This is a genomic window from Helicobacter rappini (genome assembly GCF_900198625.1).
In the GTDB taxonomy this organism is placed as follows: domain Bacteria; phylum Campylobacterota; class Campylobacteria; order Campylobacterales; family Helicobacteraceae; genus Helicobacter_A; species Helicobacter_A rappini.
This window is the reverse complement of the sequence record NZ_FZPK01000006.1, coordinates 40,871-61,507: the sequence shown is the minus strand read 5'-3', so window position 1 is coordinate 61,507 and position 20,637 is coordinate 40,871. Positions and strand designations below refer to the sequence as shown.

At 34.9% G+C, this 20,637-nt stretch carries 18 protein-coding genes, 4 tRNA genes and 1 pseudogene; 17 read left to right on the top strand and 6 right to left on the bottom strand.

Features of this window, described 5'->3' with window-relative positions:
- Window positions 1-9: 9 nt before the first annotated feature.
- Window positions 10-921 carry a hypothetical protein gene (locus C6H17_RS01930; RefSeq protein WP_005219278.1) on the bottom strand — a complete coding sequence of 304 codons (912 nt, stop codon included), beginning with the start codon at window positions 919-921 and terminating at the stop codon, window positions 10-12.
- A gap of 353 nt (window positions 922-1,274) precedes the next feature.
- Between C6H17_RS01930 and C6H17_RS01925 the strand changes: the two genes are divergently transcribed.
- The 4 genes from C6H17_RS01925 to C6H17_RS01910 all read left to right on the top strand — a co-directional run bounded on the left by C6H17_RS01925 (window position 1,275) and on the right by C6H17_RS01910 (window position 5,065).
- Window positions 1,275-1,841 carry a flagellar FLiS export co-chaperone gene (locus C6H17_RS01925; RefSeq protein WP_005219280.1) on the top strand — a complete coding sequence of 189 codons (567 nt, stop codon included), beginning with the start codon at window positions 1,275-1,277 and terminating at the stop codon, window positions 1,839-1,841.
- 383 nt (window positions 1,842-2,224) lie between these two features.
- The gene (gene pyrC / locus C6H17_RS01920) at window positions 2,225-3,280 is read left to right on the top strand and encodes a dihydroorotase (protein ID WP_005219281.1); all 1,056 of its coding nucleotides are present in this window, start codon (window positions 2,225-2,227) and stop codon (window positions 3,278-3,280) included.
- 9 nt (window positions 3,281-3,289) lie between these two features.
- Window positions 3,290-4,576, top strand: a complete 1,287-nt coding sequence (locus tag C6H17_RS01915; RefSeq protein WP_005219283.1) for a hypothetical protein — start codon at window positions 3,290-3,292, stop codon at window positions 4,574-4,576.
- 306 nt (window positions 4,577-4,882) lie between these two features.
- Window positions 4,883-5,065 (top strand): hypothetical protein, encoded by a 183-nt coding sequence (locus C6H17_RS01910; RefSeq protein ID WP_005219285.1) that lies wholly within the window; start codon window positions 4,883-4,885, stop codon window positions 5,063-5,065.
- A 192-nt stretch (window positions 5,066-5,257) separates the two neighbouring features.
- Here the strand turns inward: C6H17_RS01910 and fliI are convergent, their stop codons facing one another.
- Window positions 5,258-6,625 (bottom strand): flagellar protein export ATPase FliI, encoded by a 1,368-nt coding sequence (fliI, locus tag C6H17_RS01905; RefSeq protein WP_005219287.1) that lies wholly within the window; start codon window positions 6,623-6,625, stop codon window positions 5,258-5,260.
- A gap of 80 nt (window positions 6,626-6,705) precedes the next feature.
- On the opposite strand from fliI, the gene tig reads away from it, so the two are divergent.
- Window positions 6,706-7,998: a trigger factor gene (tig, locus tag C6H17_RS01900; protein WP_005219289.1), complete on the top strand. Its 1,293-nt coding sequence runs from the start codon at window positions 6,706-6,708 to the stop codon at window positions 7,996-7,998.
- Between the two features lie 555 nt (window positions 7,999-8,553).
- Here tig and nikR read toward each other — a convergent pair.
- Window positions 8,554-9,024, bottom strand: coding sequence for a nickel-responsive transcriptional regulator NikR (nikR, locus tag C6H17_RS01895; RefSeq protein WP_005219290.1), 471 nt, complete (start codon window positions 9,022-9,024; stop codon window positions 8,554-8,556).
- A 175-nt stretch (window positions 9,025-9,199) separates the two neighbouring features.
- Here nikR and alr point away from each other — a divergent pair, with 175 nt between their 5' ends.
- The 3 genes from alr (at window position 9,200) to C6H17_RS01880 (ending at window position 12,291) form a co-directional block, all read left to right on the top strand.
- On the top strand, window positions 9,200-10,327 hold the full coding sequence (gene alr / locus C6H17_RS01890) for an alanine racemase (protein ID WP_005219292.1): 1,128 nt from the start codon (window positions 9,200-9,202) through the stop codon (window positions 10,325-10,327).
- Window positions 10,328-10,425: 98 nt separating this feature from the next.
- Entirely contained in the window at window positions 10,426-10,938 is a 513-nt protein-coding gene (locus tag C6H17_RS01885) for a shikimate kinase (RefSeq protein ID WP_005219293.1), read from the top strand.
- Between the two features lie 12 nt (window positions 10,939-10,950).
- Complete coding sequence (locus C6H17_RS01880) at window positions 10,951-12,291, top strand: glycosyltransferase family 9 protein (RefSeq protein ID WP_005219295.1); 1,341 nt, start codon at window positions 10,951-10,953, stop codon at window positions 12,289-12,291.
- A 356-nt stretch (window positions 12,292-12,647) separates the two neighbouring features.
- On the opposite strand, the gene C6H17_RS01875 is transcribed toward C6H17_RS01880, so the two are convergent.
- The 3 genes and pseudogenes from C6H17_RS01875 to dxs form a co-directional block, all read right to left on the bottom strand.
- The gene (locus tag C6H17_RS01875) at window positions 12,648-13,943 is read right to left on the bottom strand and encodes a hypothetical protein (RefSeq protein WP_005219296.1); all 1,296 of its coding nucleotides are present in this window, start codon (window positions 13,941-13,943) and stop codon (window positions 12,648-12,650) included.
- A gap of 147 nt (window positions 13,944-14,090) precedes the next feature.
- Window positions 14,091-14,543, bottom strand: coding sequence for a transketolase C-terminal domain-containing protein (locus C6H17_RS12740; protein WP_223808336.1), 453 nt, complete (start codon window positions 14,541-14,543; stop codon window positions 14,091-14,093).
- Between the two features lie 288 nt (window positions 14,544-14,831).
- Window positions 14,832-16,439, bottom strand: a pseudogene (gene dxs / locus C6H17_RS12735) (1-deoxy-D-xylulose-5-phosphate synthase); the annotation flags it as partial.
- Between the two features lie 380 nt (window positions 16,440-16,819).
- Between dxs and C6H17_RS01865 the strand changes: the two are divergent.
- From C6H17_RS01865 to C6H17_RS01825, 9 genes are all read left to right on the top strand, one after another.
- A tRNA-Pro gene (locus C6H17_RS01865) sits at window positions 16,820-16,897 on the top strand.
- Window positions 16,898-16,926: 29 nt separating this feature from the next.
- A tRNA-His gene (locus C6H17_RS01860) sits at window positions 16,927-17,003 on the top strand.
- A gap of 43 nt (window positions 17,004-17,046) precedes the next feature.
- Window positions 17,047-17,123, top strand: a tRNA-Arg gene (locus C6H17_RS01855).
- Between the two features lie 6 nt (window positions 17,124-17,129).
- Window positions 17,130-17,206: transfer RNA gene (locus C6H17_RS01850), tRNA-Arg, on the top strand.
- A gap of 154 nt (window positions 17,207-17,360) precedes the next feature.
- Entirely contained in the window at window positions 17,361-17,615 is a 255-nt protein-coding gene (locus C6H17_RS01845) for an HP0268 family nuclease (protein WP_005219298.1), read from the top strand.
- A 214-nt stretch (window positions 17,616-17,829) separates the two neighbouring features.
- A complete protein-coding gene (locus C6H17_RS01840; protein ID WP_005219299.1) occupies window positions 17,830-18,522 on the top strand; it encodes a Bax inhibitor-1 family protein in 693 nt (230 codons plus the stop codon).
- A 210-nt stretch (window positions 18,523-18,732) separates the two neighbouring features.
- Window positions 18,733-19,161 carry a hypothetical protein gene (locus C6H17_RS01835; protein ID WP_020995540.1) on the top strand — a complete coding sequence of 143 codons (429 nt, stop codon included), beginning with the start codon at window positions 18,733-18,735 and terminating at the stop codon, window positions 19,159-19,161.
- A gap of 292 nt (window positions 19,162-19,453) precedes the next feature.
- The gene (locus tag C6H17_RS01830; protein ID WP_005219301.1) at window positions 19,454-19,672 is read left to right on the top strand and encodes a hypothetical protein; all 219 of its coding nucleotides are present in this window, start codon (window positions 19,454-19,456) and stop codon (window positions 19,670-19,672) included.
- 12 nt (window positions 19,673-19,684) lie between these two features.
- The gene (locus C6H17_RS01825; protein WP_223808332.1) at window positions 19,685-20,617 is read left to right on the top strand and encodes a hypothetical protein; all 933 of its coding nucleotides are present in this window, start codon (window positions 19,685-19,687) and stop codon (window positions 20,615-20,617) included.
- Window positions 20,618-20,637: the final 20 nt, after the last annotated feature.

Here is a 20,637-nt window from a genome sequence, read left to right as displayed (position 1 = left end):
AGCAATATTTTAGCATGAAATTGCATAAATTGCATTTCTTAGCAATACAAAATTAATAAAGGCATCTTTTTTTAACTTTGGATTCATAAGCATTTGCATAATATCTGGCACACATACACAAAGCACTTTTTTGCCCTGTGCTGTATGATATTCAAGTAGCTTACCACTTGCCTCTTGCAATGAAATCTCAAAGAAATCAAAGCATATATGCTCACCAAAAAATACCGCATAACTCATATTTTCAAGTTGAGCTTTGAGATAATTGCTACAAATGCGTCTTTGTGTGGCAAGGGGCTGTGTGCGGATTTGCATACTTATTTGCTGATTATTGCCAACCTCAGCACATTTAAAAAGCGGAAAAAGAAATACACTTTCTTTATAGAGCAAAAAGACTTTTTCTATAATGTCAAAAAGCATTTCATTACTTCTATTTAACTCAAGATTCTCTAATAAAGCATAGCTATCTTTTGGAGCTTCCCTAAGGTGCAAGGAATCTGTGATAAAGGCAATATTTGGAAATGCTTTTGTGTGATTTTGTATGGTTTTAGTGGCAATAGAATCTTTATTTGTAGTCTCTTTTGCATTGTTAGAGAGCGTATCGGTGGGATAAGCTTTATTTGTAGGTAAAATAGCACATAATCGTTCAGAATCTTTTACAGATTTAGAGAGAGTGCAAAGATTGCAATGTATAACTTTTTGTGCGATTTGTTGCATGTTTTGCTGTGTGTTTATATGATTTGAAGTAGTTGCTTCATAGCTATTATATTGCTGATTTGCTTGTGTGGCAAGAGTGATTTTTTGCTTGTGTGTATTAGAATCTTGTTTTGCTAAATCCACAAAACTATCGCCAAGCATTGCGTGTCTATACAACATATCTAATGCCTTCACATGCTTATATAAAATCGCCATATCATCTTGCATAACACAATCCAAATTTTAATAAATTTTACACACAACTTTGAGAGAAGATTCTAATAAAAATATATGCTGTTTTAATAAATATATTTCATTCGATATAAATAATTGCCGATATGTGTCCTATCGTGGTTGCGACTTTCAGAGTTTAATGGAATCTTTAACTAACATTAAGAATTATATAAGGATTTAAGTTCTATATTACTTTCTTATTTTGAGTGTTAAACAAAAGATTTTTAGAATCTTAGGCTGAATGTTTTTGCATGCCCAACATGCTAAGTTGTTTTAGATTCTAGAAATTTACAAGGTTGGCATACTATTTGCTTAGTTTTAAGGAAATTTTAATACAAGGATGCGTTATGGACAAGATGTTGCAAACTTTTAAGAAGCATTTAGGTGGTTTAGATAATATCGAAGATATTATGATGAATGCAGTGCCACAAAGCAAAATGCAAACACATCGTTTTGGTGAGGGAATAAAGGCTGCTAATGAGCTTGTAGGCTGTCTGCAAGTGTTAAGTGCAAAACTAAATAAACTACAAACTATCGTCTCAAAGATAGAGTTTAGCCTAGAAGAAGATCCTACAAATCCAGCAAATGTGAATATGAGTGAGATCCTTCTCTCACAGGCTAGAGATTTGGTAGCAAACACGCGTTTTATCGACAGAGATTTGTTTGATACAGAGCTTAGTGCATCAATGGGGACACATAGCGTATCTTTTGAGATGGCGAGTCCCATGCCACTTTTAAATGCTAAAGATTTTCAGTCATTGCATCAATACATAGACGCTAAGAAAGAAGAGATTATGGCATGTATGGAGGCAATCCGTGCATTAAGTGAAGTAAATGTAGCAACAAGCGATGTTTCTATGACTAATCTGCGTGGAAAAACTATCGGCGAAGCGTTAAGAAATAGCGGATTTTAGATTACGCTTTACTTCTAGATTCTATTAAACCACAAAAAGTTTATTAGAATCTACGCATAAGATACTCCCAAAACAATAAGATAAATCAATTGCTATATGTAAGCAATTGTGTAGGATTAATCACATTGATATACTCGATCCAAAAAAATAAAAAAATAAGGCTTAGAATATTATAGAATCTTATTCACATTGAAATTATATGCTTTAAAGTTAAGATTCTAAGCGGCTGGTCGTGCCTATAAGCTAAGACAATAATTTACTATTTTCTAAACAACATATACTCTATTCTTGTGTTATAATTTTGCCTTTATTCTAATAGAGAGTTCGCTCCAGCTTATTCAGTGCGATTGCCTTCGATTTTTATTATTTTCATGGGGTTAAACATGGATACCATCATCTTGCAAAATCCAATGGATATGCACATACATTTACGACAAGATTCTATGCTAGAAGCAGTGCTACCTTATAGTGTGCGGCATTTTAGCACGTTGCTTGCTATGCCAAATCTAAATCCACCACTAATGGATGCGGAATCTATACTTGCTTACAGACAAGAGATTATGCGATTAGTTAAAAAAGATTCACAAAATTGTGGATTAAATGGAGAGCATTTTATCCCCATTATTGCCTTATATATCCATGATAATCTCACGCTTGATATGCTAAAGGAAGCACATTTAGCTGGAGTTAAGATTCTAAAACTTTATCCAAGGGGGGCTACTACAAATGCTGAAAATGGCGTGAGTGAAGTGCTAAATAAGCATTTATTAGCCCTGCTTGAAGAAGCACAGAATCTAGATATGATTCTAAGCATACATGGTGAGAGTGCGGGTTTTAGCATGGATAGAGAAAGGGAATTTTTAGAAATCTTTAGCGAGTTAGCAAGGACTTTTCCGCAACTAAAGATAATCATCGAGCATTTAAGCGATAGGCATTCACTTGAGTGTATCCATAAGTTTAGCAATCTTTATGGCACGATTACACTTCATCACATGCTTTTAACGCTTGATGATATTATAGGCGGTAAGCTTAATCCTTTTATGTTTTGCAAACCTGTGGTAAAGACACCCAAAGATAGAGATGCGATACTAGAGGCGGCATTGAGTGGAGATTCTAAAATTAGCTTTGGATCTGATAGTGCGCCACATACGATACAAGCAAAGCTAGATGGAGCGGCTGGAATCTTTAGTGCGCCAATTCTACTTGAAGCCTTATGTACGCTTTTTGCAAAGCATAATAAGCTAGAGAATCTCTCACATTTTCTAAGCCTTAACGCACAAAAGATATATGATATAAAGCTGCCTTTCACCAAGCAAATCACTCTTAAAAGAAGCCCTTTTACATTTGGAGAAAGCATAGAATCTAAGTTAGGTAATATCTCTGTATTTATGGGAGATTCTACACTTAACTACAAAGTAGATAAGATAGAGATTCTATAGGTTAAATATATGAAAATACTTGATTATCTCTTTTACATAGCGTTATGTATAGTAGCAAGTATTGGATTATTTAGCTTTAATCGCAGCGTTGATATGTATTTTTTTCTGCCTACTTTTGAATCAACACGATATGAAGTATATGAGAAAGAGCAATGGCAGCTAGATTCTATAAATCTAGTCTCAATGGATATAACACAAATAAACCCTGATAAATATCTCATTAGCTACATAAGCAAGGATAAAGATAATAATACAAATCTATATGGCATGATTTTTTACCCAAGCAAATACAGCATACTAACCCAAAAAGGAATATGGCAAAATATTGCCACAAACACAAAAACACATAGCCAAGAAATACTACTCTTTGACACAAAAACTCTTAACACACAAACAAAGCAACACATACATTCCTTGCATAGTGCCTTGATTCAAAATATTGATTCTAATCTTTATTTATTTCTTAATGCTACCCTATTGCAAAAGCCACTTACCACAAGGACATATATCTTTCAAGCAAACTTAGAAAATATTGCAAAAGCTATTGAATCTAATACTACACAAGAGCATGCAAAACCACTTTTTAGCTTGCATGAAAATCCAGCATTAAGCCTATTTGCAAGGACAAATGCGTTTTTCTCGCATAAACCAAGCACTTTTTTTGGCACAAATAATACTATACAAGGCATAATCTTACCATTTTTTACACATATAGAAAAAGATCAAGCATTCTTTGGAATCTTTAATAAAGAACTCCAACTAGAAGAGGTAGTAAAACCACACGATAACATACTTTATACAAACCCGATTATACTCCCATTGCATCCTATCTATGATATAAATAATCCAGCAGATGATTCTGCAACACATCAATGTTTAGCCCTATATAGCAATAAAACAATACAAGATGAGTCGCCAAATCTAGCCCATCAACTTTGCAAGATAAGTAATGGCTCATTGCAATTTGAAGATATGCAAGAGAGTAGTAACCTAAGCGTTGGGGCTATGAGTGCAGCAGTGTTTGGACGCTATATCGTGCTACTTTATACAAATAGAGAGAATACGACAATCAATCTAGCCGTATGGAATGGCAGTGATTTTATAACTTTAAAAGAACTTGATAAAAGCACAAAAGGGAGCTTTATAAATCCAAAAATACTTACTCATGGAACTTATGCTTATATCGCTTACGCAAAAGATATGCAAAGTAAAATCAATATAATCACATTGAATGAAACTTATATTAATAACCTTATTGCATCACGCAATGCGATAAATCAAAATGCAATGAAATAGGGAGTTTATGTGATATTTAATCTCGAGTTTCTTGTCATTTTGAACCTTTGAAATAAAAGGGTAAAAGCTTCATGAAGTTGTAATTTTTGTTTTATGGATAAAACTATTGTAGATATTATAGAACTAAACAACCCTGTCTTTCATGCCTTTATTTGCTATTTTTCTCATTTGCACTACATTTTCTTTATACTTTGATGGTCATTATGGTTTTATTATAAAAAAGACTTTATGCCCTTGATTTGTTTTTTTTTTTTTGTAGAATTCAGTTGCGCCGCATGTGCGTATATTTTATTATAAAGGATAAACATGGGATTTTGGGATAAGGCTAAGGGCTTTATGGATTCGGCTGTTGATGCGATGGAAAGTCAAGTGAGAAAACAAGCTGCTAACATGAGTGATTCTCAGTTGTTGGATCGCTATAATAATGCCGAGAGTGATAGGGTTAGAGCAATACTTGAAGCGGAGATTAGAAAAAGAGGATTATTATAAGATAATCTGCTAAGTCTAAGTCTCTTACCACAGCATTAAAGCTTGAATCAACACAGCTTTAATAAAAACTACAATGCAAATCTATCTATAAGTTAGAATCATGATAGATTTGCAGCCAAACCCTACATTCTGTATAGCCTTAAACATTAAAATAGTTAAGTTTTACTCTAGTTTCTAAACCAAAACAAAATTTTACTGCATACCACCACTATTTGCTATCTCTATCATTTGCGTAATGCTTTCTTCATAACTTGATTGTATATTTTCATCTTGTCCTAGAAACTCTTCCATTAATGCTTTTTTATCAATCGCTTCATCAAGCTCGACATCATTGCCTTTATGATAGCTGCCTATGCGGATTAGCACTTCATTTTCTTTCAAAAGAGCTTGCATACGGCGAAATTTCCTTGCAGCATTTTTATGCTCTTGTGAGATAATATCGTGCATAACCCTTGATGATGAGTTTAGTATATTAATAGGCGGATAGATTCCAAAATCAGTTAGATTCCTATCAAGCATAATATGCCCGTCCAAAATACTTCTACTTTGATCGGCAATAGGATCATTTAAATCATCGCCCTCCATAAGCACAGTGAAAAATGCGGTAATGCTACCTTTACCCTCTTCCTTACCAGCACGCTCCATTAACTGCGGCAAAAGCGTTAAAACTGAAGGCGGATAGCCCTTACTTGTTGGTGGCTCTCCTAAAGCTAGTCCTATCTCTCTTTGAGCCATTGCGAAACGCGTTACAGAATCCATGATAAATAGCACATCATGCCCTTTATCCTTAAAAAACTCCGCTATCGCCATAGCTGAAAATGCCCCATATTTTCGCATAAGCGGCGAGTCATCACTCGTTGCTACGACAAGCACGGTATTTTCAAGATTCCCACCTAAGTTTTTCTCAATAAATTCAGGCACTTCTCTGCCCCGTTCCCCGATTAGTGCGACAACCTTTATTTGTGCGGCACTCCCTTTTACAATCATACCCATGAGTGTTGATTTACCCACACCAGACCCAGCAAAGATTCCCATTTTCTGCCCTTTACCGCAAGTAAGTAAAGAATCTATGCTTTTTACCCCCACACTAAAGACTTCATCTATAAGCCCCCGTTTTAACGCAGAAATAGGTGCGTTAATGATAGGGGTGCAAGCACTCGCATATAACGCCCCAAGACTATCAAGTGGCACACCTAAAGGATTTATCACTCGCCCTAAAAGCTCATCGCCCACAGGGATATTTAAACCCTCTTTTGCAATCATTACTCTATCACCACTTTTAAAGCCTTCTGTAAAGCTGAAAGGACTAATGCTAAAGACTTCCTTATGCGTAGCGATTACAATGCCCTCTGTGCGTGTATCATTACCGCGGATAAGCCATACGACATCGCCCACACTCGGCGATAAACCCACCGCTTTTATGATATTTGTCTCCACAGAGATAATCTCACCAAAATTTGGCGAAAGATTCGTTGTAAGGCTTAATTTTTGTTTTAGATTCTCAATAGAAGCAATTTTAATAGTTTGTTGTTTTGCGTTGTTATCATGTGTTTTAGACATTTTTGCTCCTTAAAAGATTTACAAACAATAAAAATTTGGTTACAATACGAAATTATACTTAAAAACCCTTAAGGATAGTTATGAATACAGAAAGAATTAATGAAGCAAATGCAAAAGCAAGTGGAAAAATCGCTATTGAAACGATTAATAAACACATTGAAACACTTGCAAGTAAGTATGCAAAGACTATGAAGCTAGATGGCTTTAGAAAAGGTAAAGTCCCAGTGCGTATTGTAAAAGAGCGATATAGAGATAGTCTGCTTGAAGAATCTCGTCAGCAAAGCATTAATGAGTTTTTTGCGAATGCTATTAAGGCATTAAATATCACCGAAAAAGATGTAATAGGGCAGCCGCTTATCTCAAAGTTTGAAGAAAGTGAAAGTGGTATTGATATTGAGCTTAAAATTGGCATTACACCGACATTTAGCGTCGATGATGCAATCTCTTGTATGCCAAAGTTTAAACCTGAAAAAATCACTGACAAGCAAGTAGATGAGCGATTAGAGCAACTCGCAAAAAATCGTGCTCCAGTCGTGCCATCAAAAGCTAAAAAGCTAAAAAGCGGACATATAGCGCATATTGATTTTGAAGGGTTTTTAGATGGCAAGGCATTTGATGGTGGCAAGGCAGAAAAGTTTGATTTAACAATCGGTTCCAATCAGTTTATCCCCGGCTTTGAAGATGCTTTGATTGGCATGAGTGTGGGTGAAGAAAAGATGATTGATGTAACTTTCCCAGAGAATTATCAAGCCCCAAACCTTGCAGGAAAAGCCGTGCAATTTAAGGTAAAATTACATGCTATCAAGCAAAAAGATGAAGTAACTATTGATGATGCCTTTGCAAAGGCTATTCTAGGTGATAAAGAAGAGAATACTCTTGCAACACTAAAAGATCAAATCAAAAAAGATTTAGAGAGAGAATCTAAAATGAAGCTTTATAATGAAAAGCTAAAAGAAGAAGCCCTAGAAAATATCGCAAAGAAATTCACATTTGATTTACCGGAAAATATTTTAGAGCAAGAAATGAATGTATTGCTTAATAATGAAATATCTAGCATGAAGCAAGAAGAAATTGAAGCTTTAAGGGGCAATGAAGATAAGGTAAAAGAGCTAAGAGAAGCACAAAGACCAAAGGCTGAGATGAGTGTAAAAGTTACTTTTGTCGTGGATAAACTCGCAAAACAAGAGAAAATCAGCGTAGATGATAATGAAGTATTTCAAACGCTTTATTATGAATCTATGATGAGCGGACAAAATCCACAAGAAGTAATCGAGCATTATCGCAAGAACAACCTTCTACCAGCAGTAAAAATGGCAATCATCGAAGATAGAGTTATCACGCACTTGCTTGATAAGCATAATGGGATTAAGTAGAAATTGCCTACAATATACGCATTAAAACATGCTCTTCCTGCTTGATATAAAGTTGGAACTAGCGTTGTTTGTTTGTTCTTTCTTTTTATTGATTGTTCATAAAATTACATTAATTACTAAAAATTGCAGAAATGCCAACCTTTTTGATAATCTTTAAGAAGTATTGTTTGAGAAATTTATTAGCTGCCTGCACGATTGCCACTCTCACTAATTGTATATAGCTATATTGATTGATTTCTTATTCTTTTTTTCTGCAACTAGTTTGCAGTTAATTAATTGCATTATATCGCTAGAGCGGCTTTTTGCAGAGTTTTTATAAATATGAGATTCTATATAAAAAGTTTCTCTATCTTAATTACAACATGTGTATTATTCAAAGCCATGTAATTGACAAGATTATCACAAACAAAAAGTCTTTTAAATAGCAACTTGATCTCTAAAAACACATTGTATGTCCTTATTCCAAGACTTTAACGCATTACACAACATGACATAACTTATATCTATGGAAATTCAGAATCTTAATTTATTGCGGATAAATACACAACACAAAAACTACATTTGCTCCATAAAACTTGCAGTGCGTGTGAGTTTTGCAAATTTAACCCCAAGTAATCCACCAATCTCTATGCACAGCTTTTCAATATCTTCTTTCTTGCCTTTAAGGATAATGGTTTCAAGGCAATTATGATGATCGACATGCACATGCGTTGTGCAGATAATTTGCACTAAATGATTATTATGTTCTATTTCATTCTTTTTTTGATTTAGCCCTCTTTGATGATGATCATAAATCAACACCAACACACCTAAATGCTCTTTTGTCCCCTCACTCTCGCCCTTATCCCATTTTTCATCGACTAGCTTTTCGCGTATCATATCGCGGATAAGTTCTGAACGCGAAGTATAGCCATTTTGCGTAATCTTACTATCAAGCTCATCAAGCAACCCCAATGGCAAGGACACAGAAAAACGAATAATTGAATCTTTATTTTCTTGTGTTTTTTCACTCTTTACCTGTCGCATATCTATCTCATTTTATTTAGAATCTAGTTTATAAATCACTCAAAAACTCGCATAATTATAGCAAACTCTATATAAATTAAATATTTCATAGCCATATTACAAATGAAAAGCTAACAACACTTAGCAAAGTTTTAAGTAGAATTACAAAATATTATCAAACCACGAAAGCAACACAATGGCACATAAAGATTTAAAGCGTTATGTCTATGCAAATATTCATACAGACCATTTTCTACATAATCTAAAGCTGATACGCGAATATGTGCCACAACGCACATATTTAATGTTAGTCTTAAAGGCTGATGCGTATGGGCATGGCGCATTAAAGTTGGGAAAACTCGCCCTAACACACGGAATCTATCAAGTAGGTGTTGCCACTTTTGATGAGGCAATGGAGCTAAGAGAGCATTTAACACAAGCTAAGATTCTAGTCTTGGGATATACGCCGCCTTCTGTCGTTGATGAGGCGATTAAGCATGACATTGAGCTATGCGTATATGATATAGACATGGCAAGAGAGCTAAATAAAAGTGCAAAAAGACAGAATAAACAAGCAAAAATACATATCAAGCTTGATACTGGTATGAATCGAATTGGCTATCAATGCGATTCAAAAAGTCTCAATGAAATCCATGAAATAGCAAAACTCTCAAATGTTTTTATACGCGGTATCTTTACGCATTTTGCGAGTGCAGATTGTGATTTGGGATATTTGAATCTGCAGTATGAACGATTTTGTGCTTTTGTATCTTTGCTTCCTAAGCATGAAGATACACTGCTACATTGTGCTAATAGTGCAAGTATTATGAATGCGAGTAAAACGCATTTAGATATGGTAAGACTTGGTATCATTGCCTATGGTTTAAAGCCATCTTTTGCGATGGATATGCAAGGCTTAGAGTTAAAACCTGTTATGAGTTTTAGAGCGCATATCGTGCATATTAAAGAAGTTGATACGAATGAATGTGTGAGTTATGGTGGCACTTTTATCACACATAAGAAAACTAAAATCGCTACATTACCAGTGGGCTACGCTGATGGATATATGCGACTTTTATCTAATAAAGCAGAAGTTTTAATACGCGGTAAAAGAGCAAGGGTTATAGGTAATATCTGCATGGATCAATGCATGGTTGATGTGAGTGATATAGAAGAAGTGAAGGTGGGAGATTGTGCTGTGTTGTTTGGCTATGATGATTTTGGCAATATTCTTAGCGTAGATGAGCTAGCCGCACACATAGGCACGATTAATTATGAGCTTACCTGTGCAGTATCAAAACGCGTCGCAAGGGTGTATGTATAGTATGCTTGTTCTTCATCATATAACCCCAAATATTTGTTATAATACTCAATTAAAACCACCACGAAAAACGCTTTAATAAAACAAAAGAGAGACAAGCAATGGATAATATCATCTTAATAGGCTTTATGGGTAGCGGTAAAAGCACCATCGCAAAGCTACTTGCAACAGCCCTAAATATGCCCTTTATAGATAGTGATACATATATAGCGAAGAAGGAAAAAAGCAGTGTTAAAGATATTTTCACATATAAAGGCGAGGCATATTTCCGCCATTTAGAATCTCTTTTTATAGAATCTTTTTCCACACAAAAAGGGTATATTATCGCAACAGGTGGTGGTATGCCAATCTTTAATAATGTAAGAGGGCTTGGTGTATGTTTCTATTTGCAAAGCGATTTTGATACAATCACACAACGCATTTTAAAAGAAGCCACAAAAGAAAACACACGACCTCTATTTGATGACATATCTACAGCCAAAGCCCTCTATAATGAACGCATTAAAATATATGAAAACTCATGTGATTACATTATAGATTCTAGACAAGATACACAAGCAATAGTTGATAGAATCATATCTCTACTGCACACAAAACCTATACACCCACAATAAAAAGGCATATTCATGCTAACACTAAATACAAATAACCCTTATCATTTTCTACTCGTTCATTGCAATGAGTATAAAAATGGTGCAAGTCTTATACTCTCCCTGCATTGCATAAATGCCCTTGCAAATGAGTTTCCAAACTCTAAAATTAGCTTTCTTTTGCACTCAAGTATGCAAGACTTTTTTCAAAATAATCCACATATACACAAGATTTTTTGCATTGACACAGACCCAAATCTAGCAAAATCCTTAAAAAATGCAAAGATTAATATTTCACTCTCACTTGTAGCTGATAAAAAAAGCACAATAGCATTATTTCGTGCTGGGATTAAAGCTAGAATAGGTGTATTTTCACACTTTTATTCACTTCTTTTTAACTATAAAATTAAGCAAAAACGCACATTAAATAACAAACATGAAGCTGAATATAACTTTGATTTACTGCGATTTCTGCAATGCAAACAATTCATATATCCAAAGCTATATCTAAAACTAAGCGATATAGCCACCGCCCAAGAGATTATCGCGCAGAAGTTTGACACAACCCTAGACACTAGCTATATTGCAATCTGTCCAAGTTATGGATTGCAAGAGCTAGGCTGGAAGAGTAGGCATTTTTTCACCATTGCAAATGCCCTCGCTAAGTTTCATAATGTATTGATACTAGCCCCAATTGATGAAATGCAAGGTTATCAAGCTATGCTTTCACAATTCCCAAATCTCTCACAAAAAAATCTTTTTTCTAGCACAGCACAAGACAGCACGACAAAAACAAATACTATCACACAAATCCTAGCCCTAATCCACCTAAGTAGCCTTTTTATCGCTAATAATAACACGCTTTTACACGCTGCTGCCGCACTTGATACTAGCACCTTTTCAATATTCCCGTATAAAAATACGATAAATCCGCACCGATATGCCCCCATCAGTCAAAACAAAAAGCATGTAATTTGCACGCCTTTTGGTCTATTTAACCCAAAAGATTCTCATGAGTATAGCGACTATGGATTGAATATGGATAGCATTACACCTGATATTGTATTAGCCATATTGCAGGCAAAATTCTTCTTAGATGAGCGGATTTTATTGCAGAATCTAAACGCACCAATATCACAAGCAGACACAGAATCTAATACAGACATTATACAAGATTCTAACAATCTACAAAACTCAAAAATTACACAAGATTCTATAAATACAAAAGATTCTAAATATGCGAGTAATTCTGCTAACTTACAAGATTCTAAAAATTTGCAAGATTCTAAAACCACACAACCAAACCAAAGATTAGATATTACAGAATCTAGCCTTACATACACAAGACAAGCAAGTATTATTGATGAGAGAGGGTAATTACCCTACTAATATCTTAACCTTACAAGCACCTAAAAAACCAATGTAAAAAAGTATCAATACTCCAAAGCCCTACATTAAAAGTTTTACATAATTCTATTAATCTCTCATATATTTGTTATAACTAAAAAACATATTGATAAGGCAAAATTACATTACTTTCAATACTTTCTTATAAAAATATGTTTGATTAAGTTTTAAAGGGTTGCATAAAGAGTAAAAAAGATATTTTCTTAGTATTAGACTAGGGGATTGGGGCATGAAAAACTGAGATAAATTAAGATTACACAATAACACTTGCATAACCTCTAAAGATTCTATTCAACTACAAGGTAAAATCACATAAGAATCTATCCCTACTTTTTATGCGTGATTTTATAAGGGATAAGGGCGTATTGTGCAACTTTAGTGTTGCCATAAGTTATTATGATAGAGCCTTTATTGTTTGCTGTGAGTGTGTATTTTGGCGGATTGTCTTTTATGTCTGTGTTGATACCATAAAAGTTAAGTCGCAGGGCTAAATCACTATTTGGCACATTGACATGTGTTATATTTCGCTTATACAATTCCTTTGCTATATCTTTTGCTTCATAAAACGAATAGGCAAAGTTATGTTGCACATCACTTATATAGTAGGTAATTTTATTGCCAAAAAGCGCTATATTTCCAAATAGTAAAAATAAAATAAGCCCATAAATGCGAATCTTATATCGCATTCTAAATTGTGGCAAACGAGAACGCAAGTCAAAGAGAATCTTTTGCATAAAAAATGGAATCCCAACGCATAATGGCGGCAAAAAACTCTCAATTTCAATCTTTTGCCGTGTTGAAAACAGCATGATGAATAAAAATCCAACAAATGGTATGAGATGCAATAATAATGGGGACTTTTTAAAAGTGTAGCTATAGGTAGCAGCGACATAATATACAAACAATACAGGCGTAAAAACCAGCGACATAAGCCCCAAAGTATCGAAAAAATATGAATTTGGGACGCCATGTATAGGTGCAAATTGATACATATTAACACCAAAACATATCATACTAAAAACCATTGTATAGGCTTTTCGCTTTAAGAGTGCGTAAAAAAAGAGAGCTAAACACAAGATCGCCGCACCAGAATCTAAAAATACAGCAATGATAAATAACTCATAAGCAATGCGTTTGTAACGCACTTGAAAATACACAATAAGTAAGCATAAAAGTGTTAAAACCCCCATGTAAGAGAGAACTAAAGCTTGGGCTGATACGCCCGGTATCGCCATAAAAAGTAGCACACATACAATCGAATCGCTACTTTTATGCAAGATATGTAGTGAAATGCTATACATCAGTATGCAATTAAGTATATGCAGACATATAAAAGGCAGACGCATACCATAATCATTGAACAATGGATTATGAAAAAAGTGTTGCATAAAAGATACGCCGATATTTGCAAGATAGCTTGGAAGAGTATCTTTATTAAAAAAATCATGTGCTTCTCTAATATATATGCTCGTTTGGCTAGTCATGAAGCAAAACAAGGCTACATCAAGCAGTAAAATAAGGCAAAAAGTCGCATGTAGTTTAAGATAATTTATAGAATCTAGCGTTTGAACTCTATGTGTATAGTCATATACCTTGCGTTTTGTGCCATGTTTTGTTGTCATTATCTACCTATTTTGTTGCCATTATCTCTAGCATTGCATTGTATGATAAAAATGTAAAGTTCTTGTTGTCTTTATTTGCTTGTATAAGCATTGAAACAATATGTTGAGATGATCGCATGATATAGAAGTTTAATATTTTACATTGAACTAAAAGTAAGATTCTAAAATTTTAGACACCAAACTTTCTGTGTCTATATTAAGCTGTTTTTCAATCTTTTGTGTGTTTCCATGTTTTACAAAAATATCTTCTATCTCAAAGCTTATAATCTTTGGAATCTGTGCTAGATTGCCACGCTCTAACTCGCTAAATGCAAACTGCATGATACATGCACCAACACCATTTAGCTTATAACTATCACTCATAACAAAAATATGCGTATAGTCTCTCAAACACATAGTAAGCATATCAGTATCAAGCGGCTTTAAGCTAATTATATCAAGCAGTGAAGCATGGATATTATGCTCTATTAGCAAACTAAGCCATACATCAAGCATACGACCCACACCATTGCCATAGCCTATGAGTAGAATCTTTTTCCTGCTAGATTCTGTGTTATGTTGTATAGAATCTTTTGTATGCACTAAGCTATCATATAGCATTTGTGCTTTGTGTGCTTTTAGGTGTGTGTTATAGTTTTGTGTGTTGTGAAGATTCTGCAGGACTATTCTACAAGATTCTAAATTCTCATTATCTTGCACCCCAATGCCTTGCACCCGCCCAAATGGTTGAGATTCTAGATTCTTGTCGTTTTGAGTTTTTGACAAAAGCGAAAAATCTTTATTTGAATCTTTTTTAGATTCTGTATTAGATACTTCGCCTAAAGGCTCAGTATGACAAGCGGTTGTTTTAGAATCTGTTTGCGTTGTCTCTTTAGTGCTTTTTGTAGATTCTGTTATGTGTTTATTAGAATCTAAACTTTGAGATATTTCGCTTCGCTCAACATAACAATTATTAGATTCTATATTTTGCCTTGCTTTTGTATCATAATCCTTTATAATAGAATCTAAACGCATATAGCATTTTTCTAGCATAAACTGCCCTCTAGGATAGCGGATAGCAAGTGGTGAAGTTACATATTGTGAATATTCAAGTTGCAGAGAAAGCGTGCTATTATCTCTTGGGGCGATGAGAGTTATATTTGGTATGCTTTGTAGATAGGCAATATCTAGTAAGCCTTGATGCGTTTCACCATCTTCACCCACAATCCCAGCTCTATCAATGCAAAATACAACGGGGAGATTCATAATGCAAGTATCATGCACAATCTGATCAAATGCTCGTTGTAAAAAAGTAGAATAGATAGCAATATAGGGCTTAAAGCCCTCCTTTGCCATAGCTGCCATAGAGGTTACTGCGTGCTGCTCTGCTATTGCGACATCAAAGAATCTCTCTGGCATTATATCCATGAGTTTATCTAGCCCTGTGCCACTTGGCATAGCTGCGGTTACGCCTACGATTTTTTCATTGAGTTGTGCCATACTTAAAAGCGTATCGCTAAACACAGCAGTTGGACTTTTAATCGCACTTTTTGCAATCGCTTGTCCTGTATTTAAATCAAATGGGGCAACGCCATGCCATTTTTCATATTTACCCTCAGCGATTTGATAGCCTTTGCCCTTTATAGTTTGGCAATGCAGCAATACGGGACGATTTAAGTAGGCGACATTTTTTAGCGTAGTAACGACTTCTTCTATATTATTGCCATCAATTGGTCCTATATAGTCAATCCCAAACTCTTCAAATAATAATCCGGGCGTAATGAGTTTAAAACTCTCTTCAAATCGTTTTGCGATAAAAGTCGTGCCATTTGGCATTTTATCCACGATTTTTTTCACTTTTTCTTTCATGGATTGATACAGCGGACTAGCGATAGTCTTTGATAGAATCTTAGAAATCGCACCAATAGGCTTTGCAATACTCATTTCATTATCATTTAAGATAATGATTACAGGCAGTTTTAAATCCCCTAATTCATTCAACGCTTCATAGACTAGCCCCGCACTCATGGAGCCATCGCCTATCATTACAATGGGCTTATGCGGATCATTTCTTAGCTTTTTAGCCTTAGCAGCACCTACTGCAAGAGAGAGTGAAGTCGAGCTATGCCCTGCTATAAAGTAGTCAAGACTGCTTTCATAAGGTGCGATAAAACCACTTATGCCATCAATTTGACGCAAACTCTCAAATGCCTTGTATCGCCCTGTAAGCAATTTATGTGCATAGGCTTGATGACTCACATCATAGATAAATGGGTGCAAAGAGCAGTCAAACACCGAGTGCATTCCCACAATCAATTCAACCGCTCCAAGCGTAGAACTTAAATGCCCACCATTTTTACTCACCACTTCTAAGATTCTATGTCGTATTAACTCTGCTATGCTTTTTAACTCCGCTATGCTTGCATGTGGCAATAAATGATGAATGTCTTCATTATTGAGCAGTTTTTGTGTGATACTACAAGGTGTGGCTACTTGCTTTGCAGTATCAATTTGCATATCAAGATTATCAGTAAGAGTATCAACAAGTGTATCAATAGGTAAAGCCGTATTGCTAGTTGTGGATATAGATTGCCGCATTATCTCTCCTTTTTGTTCCTTGATATTATAGCGTTATATTGTAGTTTTATGTTTGTCGAGAAACTCGAATTTTTGCAGAGAGAGCAAAAATATAATACAACAGATACAAACATAGTATAAATGTTTTTTACTATAGAAACAAACTCTCACAGATTCTCCATAAAAGCCTAACTCTACTTGTTTTTGCTATATCTATTATAAAACAACATTTGAGAACAAACAAAAAAACTAAACTTAAAATAATAAAAATATCTTGACTTTATTATAAAAATATCTTATAATCACTTCTTTTTTTGTGTCGGGGCGTAGCTCAGTCTGGTTAGAGTACTTGGTTTGGGACCAAGGGGTCGAAGGTTCGAATCCTTTCGCCCCGACCATTTTCACTTAGCGTATTAAGGCATGTATGGTGGGTGTAGCTCAGTTGGTTAGAGCATCAGGTTGTGGCTCTGAGGGTCGTGGGTTCGAGCCCCATCATCCACCCCATATTTCTACATTGTTACAAAGCATAATATAAGCGAAGCTTTATGCGTCCATAGCTCAATTGGATAGAGCACCAGACTTCGGATCTGGGGGTTAGGGGTTCGACTCCCTTTGGGCGTACCACTTCATGCGCTCATAGCTCAGCTGGATAGAGCAACGGCCTTCTAAGCCGTAGGTCAGAGGTTCGAATCCTCTTGGGCGTACCACTTCTTTCTGAATTATTCAATTAACCATACAAAGTATTTTTTCGCATGTTGCGTGGCGTTGCGGAGATAATAATCTTATTATGCTGTAATGCTAACATCTTAACAAGATTAAGATAGAATACCATTCATTTTAAATATGTGAAAAAGGATATACATGGAACTAAAACTTGCTAAAGAAAGTCTCAAGGCAGATATCAAGGCAAACACCATTACATTTGAAGCAATGGCAAAAAAGGTGGAAGAAAGCGGTAGCAAAGGTGCAATATTTTATCTTGATAGAGAAAATGCGGAAAAAGATTTGAAAAAACTTGAGAGCTTTTTCAAAGGGAAAAATCATCACACGCTTATACGAGAATTGCGTTATAGCATGGATACAAAGGATTATATTTACGAAGTGCATATTTTATAAGCTAAATGTTGTTTCATATCGCCATGCGGTAATGAGTGTCTCATTTACCCTACATGCCAAAGAATCTAGGATGGTCCAGCAGGGTGGGACTACTTTATAAAGTCAAATAACTTTGATTATACATAGTTTGGGCTTTTGTGGAGTAATGCATTTTGTTGCTTGGTTAATAATTTTTGGTTAAAATCTCGCAAATTCTTTATTATGAGGAGAAATTATGGGAATTTATGATAGAAATTACACTCAAAATACACAAGAAGTAGATTATCAATCTTCATATAGTGATACTGCTCTTGTGAATTTTGTAAAAACGACATATAAATTTTTTGCAGGCAGTTTGCTTTTAGCAACAATAGGTGCATTGGTTGGGTTTTATGATCCTGTTTTGGTTGCGCAATATAGAATTCCAATTTTTGTGCTTGAACTTGCACTGATTTTTGGTCTGGGTTTTGTGCAAGATAAGCCCGGTATTAATCTGGCTGTATTTGCTGCATTTGCTTTCATTAGTGGTTTGGCTTTGGTCCCGCTTTTATCGTTTGTGATGGCGAAAAATTCGGCGATTGTAGCTCAAGCTCTTGCTATGACTACTATTATTTTTGGTATCATGAGTATTTTTGCTTTGAAAACTAAAAAAGATTTGGCAAATATGGGGACTGCATTATTTTGGTCAGTGCTTGTGATTTTTGTATTTGGTCTTTTAAATATGTTTGTTTTCAAAAGCCCTATGTTTCAGTTTGCAATTGCAAGTGCAGTAGTGCTTATCTTTAGTTTGTATATCGCCTATGATACACAAAATATTGTAAGAGGTCGTTATGATAATCCTATTATGGCGGCTATCTCTTTATACCTTGATGTGTTGAATATCTTTACTGCATTACTGCAGATATTAGGTCTTTCAAATAAGGATTAATCTAGAATCTAGGTGATACTTTTATCATATTTGAGTGTAGCAAAATATCTCAAATTTAGATTCCATGAGATTCTTTGCCCAATGGCTCAATATGATAAATCAAAGCTACCCGCTTATGTATGATTTGCAAAGTAGAAACCTAGATTCAAAAATATTCATTTTTTAGCTTTACATTCACTTGCTTTTTCATTCTATAATTAAAGATCTTTTATGAATACAGATAAAACTCATACAATATTGCGTATATTAGATGCAAATCTCAATAGATTGCAAGAGGGCATTCGTGTAGTAGAGGATATATTTCGCTATGTATATGACAACAAGGAAATAACCTATACGCTAAAGCAAATGCGACATAAAGCTATTTTACAGCATACAGATTTGCTGTTACAAGCACGCGATGTTGAATGCGATATTGCAAAAGGCAGCATTGACACAGAGATTGAAAGGCTAGATTTAGTAGCAATACTTCATGCAAACTTTCATAGAATCTGCGAAAGCGCAAGAGTGCTTGAAGAGTGTCTAAAGCTAAAAGAATGTCAAAAGTTTGGCAAAAGTCAAACTTTTAAATCTTTGCGTTATGAAGCGTATAATTTGCATGTCATTGCAAATAAAATCGTGGATAATGCTTGCAAATAAAAATAAAATAAAAAGCAACACAAACTCTAAAGCCAATATCATATTTAAATCTTTTTAACCAAGTTGATATGCCTTGATGACTTAATAAACGCTTACAATCTCAGATAACAATCATTGCACTATGTAATATTGCAACAAGATTCCATGACTATACAACAATAAAATGAATGCAATTCTAGCTATCTAAATCTCATATATATTACAAAAAGAATGATATAATACGCCTTTTTATTATAATACAAATAAATCTTTTAGAATCTAAATCAAACGAGTTTAATATAGAAAGGCAATTATGAATAACACTATACAAGATTCCACTATAAAATCCACACAGAATCCACAAGCACAGCAGACTTACCATGAAGTGCTAATAAATATAGAATGCAAACAGCAATATTTGCAAGATATTATCACGCAAAGCATTGCAGATATTATTTTGGAGCATGGAGATGGCGTAGAATTCATGGATAATACTAAGATTACGCTAGATTCTATTGAGAATAATGCTTAAATGGAAATCTTTGTGCGACAAAAGTTTCTTATTGCCTTATTTTTCATGCTTACTTGCTCTATGCAAGCCGCACCGCTTCTACCTTTCATTCAAGCAAAAGCAGATATTAATGAAGATAAAGTAGGCTGGGAGGTGGATCTAAACCGCATTGCCCTAAACTTCACACAAAGCTCTCTTAGCAATCAAAAGCTCTACACAAGCTTTTCTGATAGTAACCTAAAGGGTAACTCCCAACTTGCACTGCAATTCTTTTTTACTCTAAATGGCAATTTCTATGCCCCACGATTTGTAGTCTTTAACACCGCTTATGCAGAATATGGCTTTACACAAATCACACAAACAAACAAAAGCGTTGTTACCAACAAAAACCTTGATAAAATGGTATTTTCAACAGACTATACGCAAAGAATGTGGGACTTTGACTGGGGTTTTGAGATATTTGAGATGGGTCCTTATGTGCGGGCTTCCTATCAAACAGAGTTTAATCCAACGCCAAGTATAGGTCGCAGACATATCATAAACTACATGGCAGGGGCAAAGCTCTTTGATGGTAGATATGTGAAAAATCTTTATTTTGACTTCTTTGGCGAACATGATTTTAATCCCATGACAAAGCTAAATGGTGCAGGTTTGGAAGTGGGTATATCGCTAGAGTATAGCTTAAATAAGAATGTGAAATGGACTTATACGATGAACTATAAAAAGTATATTTTCAATGCGAAAGATTCTAGAATCTCGCCTGATTATCAACTTTTGCTTGAAACTCGCATTGATGCAAAGCTATTTAGAAGTTTGAGTATCGCACCACTTTTGCGTTACTATATGCTTAAAGCAAATGATATAGACTTGCCCGCATCAAACTTTATGATTGGCGTATCGCTTAATTTTGGTAAAGTTTTGCTTCCACCACAACAAGCATTGAAAGATTATGAGTTTGTGTATTAGATTTATAATGCAGGGCTAAG